This window comes from Helicobacter bilis, assembly GCF_001999985.1.
Lineage (GTDB): Bacteria > Campylobacterota > Campylobacteria > Campylobacterales > Helicobacteraceae > Helicobacter_A > Helicobacter_A rappini.
The window spans coordinates 483,724-499,372 of record NZ_CP019645.1 but is presented as its reverse complement, the minus strand read 5'-3'; the positions used below and the strand labels follow the sequence as shown (position 1 = coordinate 499,372).

The 15,649-nt window shown below is 35.3% G+C and carries 11 protein-coding genes; 8 read left to right on the top strand and 3 right to left on the bottom strand.

Going from position 1 to position 15,649, the window contains the following annotated elements; translation table 11 throughout:
- Window positions 1-118 precede the first annotated feature (118 nt).
- From XJ32_RS02275 to XJ32_RS02240, 8 genes are all read left to right on the top strand, one after another.
- A complete protein-coding gene (locus XJ32_RS02275; RefSeq protein WP_077388218.1) occupies window positions 119-754 on the top strand; it encodes an NAD(P)H-dependent oxidoreductase in 636 nt (211 codons plus the stop codon).
- Window positions 755-763: 9 nt separating this feature from the next.
- A complete protein-coding gene (locus tag XJ32_RS02270) occupies window positions 764-3,121 on the top strand; it encodes a ribonucleoside-diphosphate reductase subunit alpha (RefSeq protein ID WP_077388217.1) in 2,358 nt (785 codons plus the stop codon).
- Window positions 3,103-5,388, top strand: a complete 2,286-nt coding sequence (locus tag XJ32_RS02265; RefSeq protein ID WP_155761428.1) for an RNB domain-containing ribonuclease — start codon at window positions 3,103-3,105, stop codon at window positions 5,386-5,388. The genes XJ32_RS02270 and XJ32_RS02265 overlap by 19 nt, the downstream gene beginning before the upstream one ends.
- A 9-nt stretch (window positions 5,389-5,397) precedes the next feature.
- On the top strand, window positions 5,398-5,982 hold the full coding sequence (locus XJ32_RS02260; protein WP_004088515.1) for a DUF502 domain-containing protein: 585 nt from the start codon (window positions 5,398-5,400) through the stop codon (window positions 5,980-5,982).
- 20 nt (window positions 5,983-6,002) lie between these two features.
- Window positions 6,003-6,512, top strand: a complete 510-nt coding sequence (locus tag XJ32_RS02255; RefSeq protein ID WP_077388215.1) for a hypothetical protein — start codon at window positions 6,003-6,005, stop codon at window positions 6,510-6,512.
- A gap of 114 nt (window positions 6,513-6,626) precedes the next feature.
- Complete coding sequence (locus XJ32_RS02250) at window positions 6,627-8,288, top strand: SLC13 family permease (protein WP_254422430.1); 1,662 nt, start codon at window positions 6,627-6,629, stop codon at window positions 8,286-8,288.
- A 25-nt stretch (window positions 8,289-8,313) separates the two neighbouring features.
- Window positions 8,314-9,156, top strand: a complete 843-nt coding sequence (locus tag XJ32_RS02245) for an RluA family pseudouridine synthase (protein WP_077388214.1) — start codon at window positions 8,314-8,316, stop codon at window positions 9,154-9,156.
- A 94-nt stretch (window positions 9,157-9,250) separates the two neighbouring features.
- A complete protein-coding gene (locus XJ32_RS02240; RefSeq protein WP_077388213.1) occupies window positions 9,251-11,284 on the top strand; it encodes an ATP-dependent helicase in 2,034 nt (677 codons plus the stop codon).
- A 365-nt stretch (window positions 11,285-11,649) separates the two neighbouring features.
- On the opposite strand, the gene leuB is transcribed toward XJ32_RS02240, so the two are convergent.
- The 3 genes from leuB to XJ32_RS12595 all read right to left on the bottom strand — a co-directional run bounded on the left by leuB (window position 11,650) and on the right by XJ32_RS12595 (window position 14,868).
- On the bottom strand, window positions 11,650-12,723 hold the full coding sequence (gene leuB, locus XJ32_RS02235) for a 3-isopropylmalate dehydrogenase (protein WP_077388212.1): 1,074 nt from the start codon (window positions 12,721-12,723) through the stop codon (window positions 11,650-11,652).
- Between the two features lie 330 nt (window positions 12,724-13,053).
- Window positions 13,054-13,989, bottom strand: a complete 936-nt coding sequence (locus XJ32_RS02230) for a hypothetical protein (RefSeq protein WP_077388211.1) — start codon at window positions 13,987-13,989, stop codon at window positions 13,054-13,056.
- 663 nt (window positions 13,990-14,652) lie between these two features.
- Entirely contained in the window at window positions 14,653-14,868 is a 216-nt protein-coding gene (locus XJ32_RS12595; protein ID WP_254422429.1) for a hypothetical protein, read from the bottom strand.
- Window positions 14,869-15,649: the final 781 nt, after the last annotated feature.

Below are 15,649 nucleotides of genomic sequence, written 5' to 3'. Positions count from 1 at the left end.
ATGATTTGTAATTTTATATCTGATAACTTTTCGATATTGCATAATATGACTATAAGTTTATTTACAGGGAATTTTAGATACAATACGCCTTTTTTACTTCCACACAAAAGGTTTAACTATGAATAACGATGCTTTTTTACAGGCGATGCAGTCGCGTTTTGCTTGTAAGATTTTTGATAAGACAAAAAAGATTCCAAATGATGAGTTTCAAGCGATTTTAGAATCTGGTAGGCTTGCACCAAGTTCCTTTGGGCTAGAGCCTACACGCATGATACTTGTAGAATCTAATGAGATGAGAGAGAGAGTAAAAGAGGCATGTTGGGGACAAAATCAAATCGTTGATGCATCTTGTGTCATCGTTTATACTTCATTAAAAGCTGATATGTTGCCACATACAAATTATATTATCAATAAATTTTCACGCCGACTAAAAACACAAGAAGAAATCAAGCATTATGCAAATGAGCGTTATGGACAAAGAAAGCTAGAGACATTAGGCTATACAGCAGACATTGAGAAGCTAGGGCTTGGGCATCAAGCCTATATTATGGCGACTACGATGATGAATCATGCTGCATTTCTTGGGATTGATTCATGTATGATTGAGGGCTTTGATAAGAAGGCTTTAGAATCTGTTTTAGAAATGGATAGCTTTAAAGAGCAAGTAAGCCTGCTTTTATGTCTTGGGTATCGCAATATGCCACAAAGCAAACGACTTCGCATGTCTTTAGATGAGATTGTAAGAAGTATATAAGGGGAAGTTATGCAGACAAAATATGTGATAAAGAGAAATGGCTTGATGGAAGAGCTTGACATTACAAAGATTCAAAAGCATACTTCAAGTGCAGTAGAGGGGCTAAGCGGGACAAGTCAAAGTGAGCTTGAAGTCGATGCGAAATTGCAATTTTATGATGGCATAACAACAGAGAGAATACAAGATACACTTATAAAAACTGCGGTGGATAAAATCGATGTGGCTAGTCCTAATTGGACTTTTGTAGCAGCTAGGCTTTTTTTATATGATTTGTATCATCGTGTGAGTCATTTTACTGGATATAGGCATTTGCATGAGTATTTTGAGGTTGGAGAGAGAGAGGGCAAACTCTTAAAGGGATTGAAAGAAAAGTTTGATTTAGACTTATTAGATTCTAAGATTGTAGCTGATAGGGATTTGCAGTTTAATTATTTAGGTATAAAGACGCTTTATGATAGATATTTGCTAAAAGATTCTAATGGAAAGCCAATTGAGTTACCCCAACACATGTTTATGGCAATAGCTATGTTTTTGGCACAGAATGAAAAGGATTGCAATGAATGGGCGATAAAATTTTATGATGCTTTATCTAACTTTGAGATTATGTGTGCTACACCGACACTCTCAAATGCAAGGACTACAAGACATCAATTAAGCTCATGCTATATTGGTAGCACGCCTGATAATATTGAGGGAATCTTTGATTCATACAAAGAGATGGCATTACTTAGTAAATATGGCGGTGGTATTGGCTGGGATTTCTCACAAGTAAGGACTATTGGTAGCTTCATTGATGGGCATAAGAATGCAGCAGGTGGGATTATCCCATTCTTAAAAATCACAAATGATATAGCTATTGCAGTAGATCAGCTTGGCACAAGAAAGGGGGCGATAGCAACCTATATTGAGATATGGCATAATGATGTAACAGAGTTTATCGAGCTGCGTAAAAATAGCGGTGAAGAGAGAAGAAGAACGCATGATTTATTCCCTGCTTTATGGATTTGCGATTTATTTATGGAGAGAGTATTAGCAGATTCTCAATGGAGCTTCTTTGATCCATATACTTGCAGGGAGCTAACAAATCTTTATGGAGATGAGTTTAAAAAGCGGTATGAAGAATTAGAAAAAATGCCTAATATGGTCGTATCAAGTATGCCGGCAAAAGATTTATGGAAAAAGATTCTAAATAGCTATTTTGAGACAGGGCTACCTTTCCTATGCTTTAAAGATAGTGCAAATAGGGCAAATCCAAACGCACATAGTGGCATTATCCGCAGTAGTAATCTTTGCACAGAGATTTTTCAAAATACAGAGCCAAGTCATTATAGGGTTGAAGTAGAGTTTGATGATGGAGAGAGAATCTATTTTGAAGAGAATGAAGAAGTAGTTGTAGATAGCGGTGTAACAAAAAGGGCAAATAAGCTAACAAGTATAGATTCACTCAAAGGCAAAAAGATATTTAACACACAAAGAGTGCAGACAGGCGGGCAAACTGCTGTGTGTAATCTAGCTAGTATTAATCTTAGCAAGATTCATACGCATGAAGATATTGAGCGGATTGTGCCTATTGCGGTTCGCATGCTTGATAATGTGATTGACTTAAACTTCTATCCAAGTCGCAAGGTGAAAGTAACAAATATGGCAAATCGTGCGATAGGGCTAGGCGTTATGGGGGAGGCTGAACTTCTTGCAAGTAAGCTTGTCTTATGGGGGAGTGAAGCACACTTTAGCCTTATTGATAGCATTATGGAGGCAATTAGCTACAATGCGATTAAAGCAAGTGCAATGTTAGCAAAAGAAAGGGGGGCATATCCTACTTATGAAGGTTCAAACTGGAGTAAGGGCATTTTCCCTATTGATAAGGCAAACGAGAAGGCAAAAGCCATTGTAGAGAGAAGCTTTCACTATGATTGGGAATCTTTAAGGGATTTAGTGAAGAGTGAGGGCATTAGAAATGGCTATTTAATGGCTATCGCACCTACAAGTTCTATTAGCATACTCGTTGGGACGACACAGACTATTGAGCCTATTTATAAACAAATATGGCATGAAGAGAATCTAAGCGGAATGATAAAAAGCGTTGTGCCTAATCTCACACTAGAAACAATAAACTTCTATCCATCAGCCTATTCTATTAATCAACATGACCTTGTGCGTGCAGCAGCCGTGCGTCAAAAGTGGATAGACCAAGGGCAAAGCTTAAATATCTTTATACGACTTGATTCTGTAAGTGGAAAGCAGCTACATGAAATCTATATGCTTGCATGGAGTTTGGGACTAAAATCTACTTATTACCTACGCTCTCAAAGCAAAGAAGCCGATGATGTCGTTGATAGAAGCATGGAGTGCGTAAATTGTCAATAAAAAATGGCACAAAAGAATATGCAAAGAAACTCGCACTTTTTCATGCTTTAAGCAAAACGCCTATTAAGACAAGCAAAACTATACAATCATTTTTAAATGAATGTAAAAATAAACTTATATCTACAAAAGGTGAATATTATTTTCTACCAAAAGATGTAAAATTTATGGTAGTTACAAAACTAGAGAAAATCCCACATACAGACACTTCCTATAAACTCATGCTAACAGAAGCCTTTTTTAGCATATCTTATAAGAGACTTCAAGCCCAAAAAGATTCTATACGAACAAATCCTTATATCTATTATGTTGCACTCACTTCAAAAAAGCCATTGCAAATACATGATTTACTACTTATTAGAATAAAAAAAGATTCTAAAAAATATCAAGAGATTCCAAAGCATGACTATAAAAAAGTCATGCAGTTAGAATTACACTATAAACATGGGCTAAACATAATAATAAATAAGAATCTATATTATGCAAATAATCAACACACAAGCCACATAAAACAAGATTCTAAAAAACATAAAACAACAGAATCTAATGCAGTAACAAGACATATTTGCATGATTACAGAACGCAAAAAAAGAATAGTAGCACAAGCCCTGAATACCCGCATGATACTACCTGTAAAAGCCACACAAAAAGCCCTAAAAGCCCTGCCAAAATTTACACTCATAGCAGTTAATGAAAATCATGAGATAACAGAAGTTTTAGGGAATCTCACACAAGGCAGTTTAGATAGAGAAATAGCCCTCTATATCAACGACTACACACCAAAAGACTTTAGCCAAAAAGCCTTGAATGAAGCAGAAAATATGGCAAAAAGCTTTATGAATACAGAATCTATACCATTGCCTAAAAATCATATAAAAAAGCAACTAGATAATACATGTCGCTATGATTTGACACATTTGCCTTTCTGCACGATTGACCCTGTGAATGCAAAAGATCATGATGACGCGATTTATTATGATTCTAAACATAGCATTTTATATGTAGCAATCGCTGATGTAAGCAGCTATGTCTCTCTAGATAGCACTTTAGATAAAGAAGCAAGGGATAGGGCTTTTAGTCTGTATTTTCCAAATAAAGTCTTTCCCATGTTGCCACCACAGCTAAGCTCTCATGCTTGTTCCTTAAAGCAAGATGAAAAGAGACTAGCATTAGTTTGGGCTTTAAAACTGCATAAAAGAAATGTAAAAGTCCTGCATTCTCAAATCTTTAAAGCAGTGATTTGCTCGCATGCTTCACTCAATTATAAGCAAGTCAGCCATTTTTTAGAATCTAGACTAGATTCTAAATCTTGCAAAAATATAGAATCTAAACCCATAAATAATCAAGCCATTGAAGAGTCTTTACTTGCTTTTTCAAAACTTGCAGTTTTATTATACAAAAAGCGTATGCAAAATGGGATCGATTTAGCGTTAAGGGATTTTTCCTTACAAGTAGATGATGATGAAAAACTAGATTCTATAACAATAGATTCTAAAGATATTTCTCACACTATTGTAGAAGAAGCAATGCTACTTGCAAATCAAGCAAGTGCAATGTATCTACACAGCATAAAACATGGAATCTATCGTAATCATGCAGAGCCAAATAAAAGGGATTTCTACAAACTTTTAAATGTTTTATCAAATATGAATATAGGCAATAAAAGCATAGAATCTAAACGCAATAAAAAACACAATAGTATGCTAACTACCCTACAATCTTTACAAAAAGAGGCGATAAAAAAGCATAAAAGGCATATTGTAGATTTTTGCATTGTAAGGCATTTTGCTAAAGCAAATTATATGAGTAATAGTATCGGGCATTTTGGATTAGGATTCCCATTTTATACGCATTTCACTTCGCCTATTCGCCGTTATAGCGATCTTTTAGTCCATCGCTTAATCACAGCACATTTACAAAATAACACAAAAATATTACAATACATTATGCGTGAAACAAAGACTATATTAGCCCATATCAACAAGAGAGAAGTGCAATTTGATTCTATAGAATCATATTATAAACGCTTAAAAATGCTTCGCTACGCACAAGACTTAGTGCCTTTTAATGATGAAGCCTTAGTCTTTATGGTGAGAAAGAGTGTCGCCTATGGTTTTCCTTTGCATAAAGTTGGCTATTGTAGTGTTGAGATTGATTGTAAGGATTGCGTTATAAACACACATGAAGTTATACAGATTCAAATAATTGGTGTCGATTTTAATACTTTAAGCCTCAAAGCAGAGCCTATAATACAAAAAAATAATACATAAAGGGAATATATGAACGCAATATTTAGAATCTTGGGTAAAGGCATAATGGTGATTTTGCCATTTGCAGTTGTAGTGTGGCTACTTTTCTTCTTATTTGGAATTTTGGAGGGTATATGGATTCTCATACTTGATATGGTGCATTTTATTGTGAAAAAGATAGCAAATGAGAATCTTGATACAACACTTCCTAGCATTGTTGTAAGCATTGGCTTACTCTTAGTCATGTTTGCGATTATCCTTTATATTGGATATAAATTTGAGAAGCGTCAAAATGCCATTTTTGTGAAGCTTGGGGAGTGGGTGCTATCTAAGATTCCTGTTATGGGAAGTGTGTATTATACGATTAAAGATCTAGTCAGCATGATAGGTGGCAGCTCAAAGGATAAATATTTGGGGGTTGCTTATGTAACGATTGGTGAAGGGGAGATTCTAGGATTTATCACAAAAGAAGAGGGGGAGTATTTTTGGGTATTTTGTCCGCTTACACCACCTACTTCTGGGCTTTTATTAAGGATTCATAAAGATAAGCTGAAAAAGTCGTCAATGAGTGTGAGTGATGGTTTGAAAAAGGTCGTATCTTTTGGTATGAAATAGATTCTTAAATAGAGAATAATATGTCTATTAAAAAGAAAAATAAAAAAGAAAAGAATGAAGAACAAGGCGGTATCCCACTCTATACACCCCTAAAGCATAGCCTTGAAAAAAGTGGCATGGATAGTGCAACCGCAGGGCAGACTTCATGGCTTTTTGTCAGTCTTTTTATTGCCTTAATTATGAGTGGGCTATATGTCTTTATTGTTTCTGTTTTTAACTTGGGCTTTCCAGAATCTTTAGCAAATAATCCATTTTTTGAAAATGGTTTTTTATTTGTCGCTGTGATTTTGCATTTTTGTGTTGTTATGTTGCGTTTAAAATACTTGCTTGTCAATACGCTTTTTATTATTGCTGCTTATATTGTGCTTTATGTATTGCATTTGCGTGATATTTATATGCTTTTATTGCTAGGCTTTGTGCTTTTTATTAGCTATTTATTGACACCGATTTATTCATGGCGTATTAAAATGCTTGATGGTATTTTGTATTTTATTTATGCTATCACTGCTTTGCTTTTGACTTATGGTTAGTTTAGAATCTAGCCTTAAAACCTTACTCATTAATAACATGTAAATGATATCTAGGACTTTTGTAATCGATACTTTTTTGTTATAATCCTGCTTTTAGTCTTATAAAGGGGTTTTATGCAAAATACAAGCACAAGGGATAGAGAGAAGCTAGATTCTAATATTTATCATACTAAGCCTTTAGGCGAAGTATCTCATATGGAATCTAAAGAAGATATTTCGCCTACGGCTCAATATGACAAAAAGCTAGATTCTAAAACTTTAGAATCTACAAATAACACAGAAACTTCATCACAACAAAGCAACCAAACACATAACACAGATTCTATAAATCCACAACAAATAACAGAAGACACAAATAATGCAAACACAACACAAAAAGAAGAAAAACAACAAGAAAAGATTCTAGGCGTCCTGCTTGGCGTTGGTTTAGCTCTTATTATAGGTGCGATTGTGTTTTGCTTTGCATATTTCTATTTACATGCAACCTTGAAAGTTTCAACGCTTATAGGCATTATGGGCTTACTTGTAACACTTTGGACGAATAAGGCATTGCCTATGGGCGTTGTATCCTTGCTTCCTATCATTTTATTCCCAAGCTTTGGCATACTTGATACAAAAAGTGCCACTGCAAACTATGCTAATCCTATCATTTATCTCTTCTTAGGTGGCTTTATGATAGCAACCGCGACAGAGAAGATAGGACTCCACAGAGTGATAGCAAAATGGTTTTTAGCAAGATTCCCAAAGAATACAAAGGGCGTTATATCCGCCTTAGGTGTGGCTTCTGTGGCACTTGGGACAGCGTTATCAAACTCCACTGTTGCCCTATTATTACTCCCTGTTGCTATGTCAATTACAGATAATAAGATTTTACGCACAAGGTTTTTACTCGCAGTAGCTTTTGGGGCAAGTATTAGCGGCATTACGACGCCCATTGGCAGTCCGCCCAATCTCATTTATCTTGGCTTTTTAGAATCTCAAGGTTTAAGCGGCATTAGCTTTACAACTTGGATTTTTATGATGGCGCCCCTTACATTTTTAATGCTATTTATGATGATAAAGATTCTATCCTATGGTGTGAGTGAAGAGCCCCTTAATCTTAGCCTATTTGATTCTATCCATGTGAATGGTACGCATAAAAGACTTTTAGTTTTCATTGCTGCTTTACTTGTGATATTGCTTTTAAACTCGCCGATACGACCATTTTATAATGGGCTTGGCTTTAATGAAAATGTCATTTTACTTGCTTTTGGCTTAATGATGTTTATCCCTAAAATTGGCTTTTTAGATTGGGACGATACAAAGTCTATACCTTATGAGATTATCTTTTTATTTGGTGCTGGATTCTGCATTGCCACTGCGTTTTCACAAGCAGAGCTTGGCGGGGCATTTACCTCATTTTTTGCGCGTTTTGATGGTCTGCCTTTCATTGCTTTTATCTTTTTTGCTTGTGTGTTTTCTATTATAGCGACTGGATTTTTATCAACTACGGCTTTAATCGCCATACTTTTGCCTATTATAGAAGTCGCCACACAGCCATTTTTAAGTGATACTTCTCGTGTGTTGCTTATGCTTGTGGTAACTATTTGTGCGAGTTTTTCATTTATGATTCCTATTAGCACACCGCCTAATGCGATAGTTTTCGCACAAGGGGGAATTAAGGCATGGGATATGATACGCTTTGGCTTTTTATTAAGCCTTGTTGGCATTGTGTGTGTTACGCTATTTTCTGTGTGGTATTGGTGGAGCTTCCTTGAAGTAAAACCGCTTGGCTAAAACTAGATTCTAAATAAGGATAACTATGGAGCGTAAAAAAGCACCTAAAAACAAAACTCATGCTAAAAGAGATGCAACAACTAAAACACAAAAAATACTCACAAAAAAGCCCATACGAACAGAGCAAGGCGAAAAGGCTTATAAACTACTTGCCTTGCAACGCAATATATCTACAAATAAAGCAAAAGATTTAATTGATTCAGGTAGGGTAAGCATTAAGGGGAAAAGGTTGCTTATCGCAAGGACTTTACTGCCGCTTAATACAAAGTTTGAAGTGCTTACTACGCCTTGTGTCGTGATATTTGAAGATGATGATATACTAGCCCTTGATAAAAGTGTGGGGATTGAAAGCTATAGTTTGCTTAAAACCTATCCGCATTATAAGCTTATAAATCGCCTTGATAAAGACACAAGCGGCGTGATTTTACTTGCAAAAAATGAAAAAATGCGACAAAAAGCAATCCAAGCTTTCAAGCAAAAAGAAGTGGAAAAAATGTATTTTGCCTTAATTGAGGGCAAACTCTATGAAGAAATAAATATTGAAAAAAAGATTAGCACACAAAAAGATTCTAAAGCAAAAAGTTATGTAGATAATGAAGGCTTACATGCACAAAGCATAGTTACACCCTTGCAAACTTTTACGCATACCACGCTTGTATCCGTGCAGATTCCAACAGGTAGAACCCATCAAATACGAATCCATCTAAAAAGCATTAAACACCCAATCATAGGCGATATTATCTATAATAAAACAAGCTTAATAAAAGCAAAGCGATTAATGCTGCATTGTCAAAAGACTTCACTTCTAGGCTATACATTTGAAAGCAAAGTAGATATACACGAAGCCTTTGGGGTGAGTGAGTCTTGATTTATCATTGCCTAGTTTATCATTTTATTCAAGTATTATTTTAATGTTAAAAAGTATTTGAGAAATAAAATTATACAATCAACAAAGGCGTATTATGAAATTAAATGAAGAGCAATACAAAGCATGTAATGCCCCCTTAGGGCATAATCTTGTAATAGCAAGTGCTGGGACAGGCAAAACCTCAACGATTGTAGGACGCATTGCAACCTTAATTGAGCGGGGCATTAAACCTCATGAGATTTTACTGCTTACTTTTACAAATAAAGCTTCACATGAAATGATTGAGCGAGTGGGAAAGATATTTGATAAAACATTAGCAAATAAGATTGAAGCAGGGACATTTCATAGTGTCGCTTACCGCTATTTAAAAGAGCATAAAAAAATCACGCTTAAGCAGCCACGAGAGCTAAAGATTCTATTTAAAAGCATTTATGATAGACGGCAGTTTAAGTTTGATAAAGCACCCTATTCCTATCAATATCTCTATGATTCATACTCACTTTATAAAAACAGCACAATAGATCAAAGCTATGGAGAATGGCTAAGTAATAAAAACGCAGAACAGATGGATTTTATCGATATTTATGAAGATATTTTTGATGAGTTTCAGAATCTAAAGGCAGAGTATGCTTATGCGGATTATAATGACTTATTGCTTTTATATAGAGAAGAGTTGGTGCGATTAAAAGAGAATGGCGAGATACCCTATATTGAAGTGCTATGTGATGAATATCAGGATACTAATCCCTTGCAAGATTCTATCATTCGTGCGATTTCACCACAAAGCCTTTTTTGTGTGGGGGATTATGACCAAAGCATTTATGCGTTTAATGGGGCAGATATTAGCATTATTACAAACTTTGTGGAGAATTATCAAAATGCAAATGTCTTTTCCTTGAGTAAAAATTATCGCTCAGGCAAACATATCTTAGACCTTGCAAATAAAGTCATCTCACATAATCCTAGAATCTATCCAAAAAGCCTTGAGGTGATAAAAAGTGGCGTAGCACACCTGCCCTCTGTGCTTGTGTATGAAGATATGTTTTCACAATATAGTGGTATTGCAAAGCGGATAAAAGAGATACATGAAAGAGAGGGGCTGCCCTATAATGATTTTGCTATTATTTATCGTAATAATGTCAGTGCCGATGGTCTGCAAGCAGCATTAAGAGCGCTTCATATTGGTAGCAAGAGAAAGGGGAGTGGGAGCTTTTTTGATTCTAAAGAGATTGAGTTTTTACTATGTTTATGCAGTGTGCTTACAAATGAGCGGGATATGATGAGCTACATTCATATATTAAGCCATGCAAAAGGTATTGGGAATAGCATTGCAAAAGATATTTTTGAAGCCTTAATCATTCTAGGGCATGGGAATTGTAAAAAGGGTTTATTAACACCAGATAGAACAAAAGAGTGCTATCCAAAAAAGGCTATAAATAGCGGTTTGGGGCTATTTGATGACTTTTTTCGCCATGAGGAATGCTCTAGATTCAATAACATTTTACACAAAGATTTTCACTCACACCCGCTTTTTTCACATCCTAAAATAGAGCATGAAGCAGCCTCGTTTTTTAATGATTTTTTTACCGCATATAAGGAAAATAATGCTATTTTCACGCCAAGGTCTCTATTGCAAAATCTAATAGAAACACCACTTTATAAAAATTATACAGAATCTCTACTCAAAGATCGCTCAAAAACTAAAGATGGAAAACAAGATGACACACTCTATGAAGATTCTAAAAAAAGGCTATTATCGCGTCTTAATATCCTGTGTAATATCAGTGAAAACTACTCTAATATCCAGTCGTTCTTAAATGCAATGGTGCTTGGTGGCAGTGATATAAATGAGGAAGATGGGGTAAATCTTTTAAGCGTGCATGCGAGTAAAGGGCTGGAGTTTTCATGTGTATTTGTAGTGGATTTAATGGATGGTAGATTCCCAAATCATAAGCTTGCAGCAAGGGGTGGAAGCATTGAAGAAGAAAGACGACTTTTTTATGTAGCTTTAACTAGGGCAAAGGAGTATCTCTATCTCTCTTATGCAAAGCAAGATAGCAAAACCTCATATAAGCCATCAGCTTTTTTATTTGAAGGGGGGTTATTAAACAAGCAAGATTTTGCATGAATGTAGTTACCATATTATTACTTCGTCTAAAATAATTCTCACAATATTTTCATTTCTAAATTGGTAAACGAAAAAACGCTTTTTAGATTCTGCATAACTTCCTTAGCTCTGTTAAGCTAGAATTTCATGTTGTTCGCCCACAAACCCCCTGTCTCAAGTGATACTCTAAGGGTGACAGATTGCAAAAAAAACTTGTTTTTAAATCCGAATCTTTATGTGTAAAATACTCTTAGTTTCTAAAATCTTGTCATATTGAGTGCGTAAGCACGAAATATCTTTGATTCTATATTAGATACTTCGCTCAAAGGCTCAGTATGACAATTTGTTATAGAAACTAAAATTCCATATTACATATATCAATATAGCTACCCCACAAACCCACTGATAATATCCCCCATTTTTTCACAGCCTATCAGCTTTGAATCTTTATCCATCATATCGCCTGTGCGATAGCCTTCTTTCAAGGCAAGATTCACCGCATTTCGCACCGCTTGTGCCTCTTGCTTTAGCCCAAATGAAAGCTCTAACATCATCGCCACGGATAAAATCGTGCCAATAGGATTCGCCTTATCCTGTCCGGCAATATCCGGTGCGCTGCCGTGGATTGGCTCATATAGCCCTAAAGTGCCTTGAGAGAGTGAAGCTGAAGGGATTACGCCAATGGTGCCTGTGATGACACTTGCTTCATCGCTCAAAATATCCCCAAACATATTCTCCGTTAAAATCACATCAAACGCACTCGGCATTCTACAAATCTGCATTGCTGCATTATCCACATACATATGCTCTAGACTTACATCGGGATAGTCTTTTGCCACATTTTCCACCACTTCACGCCATAAACGCGATGAGCTTAACACATTTGCCTTATCCACGGACACAAGGTTTTTTTTGCGTTTTTGTGCGATTTCAAAGCCTACTTTTGCGATAGATTCAATTTGAGATTGTGTATAGCTCATCTCATCGGTAGCGACTTTTTCGCCATTTTTCTCCTCACACAAATGCCTACCAAAATACGCTCCACCCACAAGCTCACGCACGATAACAAAATCAATGCCCTTTTGTAAAATCTCACTCTTTAGCGGACTAGCATTTTTTAGCTCCGGCAAAAGCGTGGCTGGGCGGATATTAGCAAATACGCCTAGCTCTTTTCTAAGTCGTAAAAGGGCGGATTCTGGGCGATTATGGCTTGGCTCTTTATCCCATTTTGGACCGCCAACCGCCCCTAGCAAAACGCTATCACTATTTTTACAAACTTCTAAACTTTCTTTGGGCAAACACTCCCCACAAGCATCAATCGCACAGCCACCTGCTAAGACTTCCTTATACACAAACTCGTGCTTATACACTTTTGATATAGAATCTAACACCTTTAGGGCTTGTGTGATGACTTCTTTGCCGATACCATCGCCCTGTATTACTGCGATTTGTTTTTTCATTCTCTCTCCTTTTTATAAGATTTGCCCTTGTGCTAACATTCACATTCAGTCATTTGTATTATTTTTGTACAACCTAGATCTTTTTACACTAATGTGTAGGCAAAACATCTTTTACATGGAAGCCATGTTGGGCTTTCGTAATTTAACATGTTTTTTCCAAAGATACGCATAATTTGGAAGAATTTATGCATCGGATTTGTAGTTTCGCCCACTACACATTCGCTTCTGTGATGACAAAACTTTAGAATCTAATCCCAAAAACACACAAAGCGTAGATGACAAACTACATTTTTTGCCTTGCGATAAACACAACAAGATTAAACTAAGAATTTAGCGTGTAACAACAGATATTTCATACTCATCAAGGTATTTCAATAAAACTGATGGATCAGCATCTATTTTTGCAATTAAGTTTGGTAAATCTGCAAGTTCTAGCATTGCCGCACTTTTACGCTTTAGCGTAATAATCGCTTGTTGTTTCTTTGAGAGTGCTATATCGCCTAAGGCTGCCGCTGCTTTTGAGACTTGTTCTAAACTAGATTCTGAAACTCTTGCATTGGCAAGTCCTACTGGCACCATAGCTACGCCCATATTCACGGTTGCGTTATACTGCTCTTTTGTGAAATTTGGATCATCTTTTTTCAAAACATTAAACATCTTATTTGCAAACTGAATGCCCTTCACATCTAAAACAATCTCTCTAATATCAACCTTAAAATCTTTCAACTTTTGCTGCATATTAGAATCATCAATATCCTCTAGCATTTGCTCTAAATCATCAAACACTTTGTCTATATCCTTGTTTAAGAATCTATGTGATTCCATAGAGCCAACACCCTTAGTTTTTAAAACATAGGTTGGCGCGATAATCTCGCAATTTATCTGCCCCTTATATGTTTTACCTTGCAAGCTGCTAGGCGAAGAGCAAACTACTCTTTTTGGTATAAACTCAAGCATTTCTCTATCCACTCTAGGATCTGATACTTGTGTATCAAAGGATATTGCCCCATTTAAATTTTTATTGTCTATCATGTAATCAAGCTTTACATTGCGAAAGCCAATCCCATCTTCATAATCTATCTTCTTAGCAACGCAACTAGCTTTCACATCATTGCCTTGACAATCATAGGTAAAGTTTGACACGCCTTTACCTAAACCTATCATCGCTTTTTCCACAGAATCTTTTGCACTTATCTTTGCATGTAGTGGTGAAACAAGGCATAAAGCCATAAGCACACCACATGTTGAATTTTTAAAATTTAACATTTAAACTCCTAAAAAAATAATTTTTGCATTATACTGAAAAACTATGTAATTGATAAAGTATCCATGTGTTTTATCGTATGTTTTACTATTTACACAGAATTGATATGCAATAACACATAATGTGGTGAATGGATATAAACCCAATCACACAACAAAAGTAAAAAAACAATAAATAAATTTAGCAGATAAATACACGAATACGCAAGAAATTAAAGAGTTAAGCAAGGATAAACAAGAAGTGATTTATGCTTCAGGGAAATAAAATCAGGAATAATGCCAATTGGATATTGATTTCAATTTATAGCAAGATTTTGCGTTGAAATCCATAAGCTAGGTTTTAGAAAATATCTGTTTCTAAAACCTAAGAGATTAATCTATTTAGAATCTTCAATGCTATTTTACATTATAAAATTTCTAAGTTTCATTTATTTTTCATGTATATCATATCAGTAAGCATAGCCAACGCCATCTTGGTTTATATCATTAGTTAATCTTGTAAGATGTGTATTTGTTGGGGATTTACCACTAGGGTATTTTCCGCTAACAAGTTTGCCATTTTATGCATTGGCTTGCCAGATAAATTTTTTCTTTGTCATAAAATTTTACAATGCCGTTTATCTTGTCATTTGTATATTGGATTTCTGCGGATATATCTCCGCCTGGTCAATAGAATATTGCCGTGCTTTCTCGTTTATTATTTTCAATTGGCATTTCAAATCGAAGATTCCCGCTTTTATTATATAGCTTATAAATACTTTCTAATTTTGCATTTTTAAATAGCATTTTGGACTTTAATCCCACTTCAATAATGGTTTTTTCCTGTACCACATATCGCTCCGTTTTTATATGGTGCTTCAATATAAAGATTTTCATCTTCATAGTAATTCCTTCTCGACATAACCTATTCTTGTATCCTCTTTGCTTTATGTTCCTTTAATGATTTGCATGTAAGAGTGAAAAAGAAACAACACTGCACAAAATCATTGATAAAATCGAATTTTCACTCATAGCGTTTTAAATCTCATATCCATTCTATTTCTATTCCGCATTCTTTGCCTAATTACTCCAATATCAATATCTACAATAATATTAAGCCATCAAATCTTATATCCCCCCCCTTTTTTTTACTGCAATTCTAAAGGTGGTATTTTTACTTAAAACAGCTACAATGCTCACTTGCGATCACATTTTCACTTGTAGATTCTAATATTTACTAACAACTTTTTTCTTAGCCCATCTTTGCTTGTTTGTCGAGATTTTTCAATGTTTATTGATTGGATTTTACCAATCTCACATAATGTATGAGAGTCTCCAATAATCTTACAATGCGGCAACAAATCTTTCGGTTTTTCCAAAAAGTGTGCTTTTACCAGAGCAATTTATGCCAACAATGCAAATTTTAATATTTTTTATAATGACACACTCCTATCAATTTGTCTAGAGGTTGTCTTAGTGTTTGTATATTTTGCATAATGCTTGATAGTGGGTTATCATATTTCCCATACTCCTATATCTTCAATAAAACACATACAAGGATACACTTTTTACAAAACTTAAACACAAAAATACCCAATCACAAATACAAACACACACCAACACTTGCAAACCATTATTTAAGGAATTTTTAACAAGTTATTTAAAGTTACCTATATGTTAAATT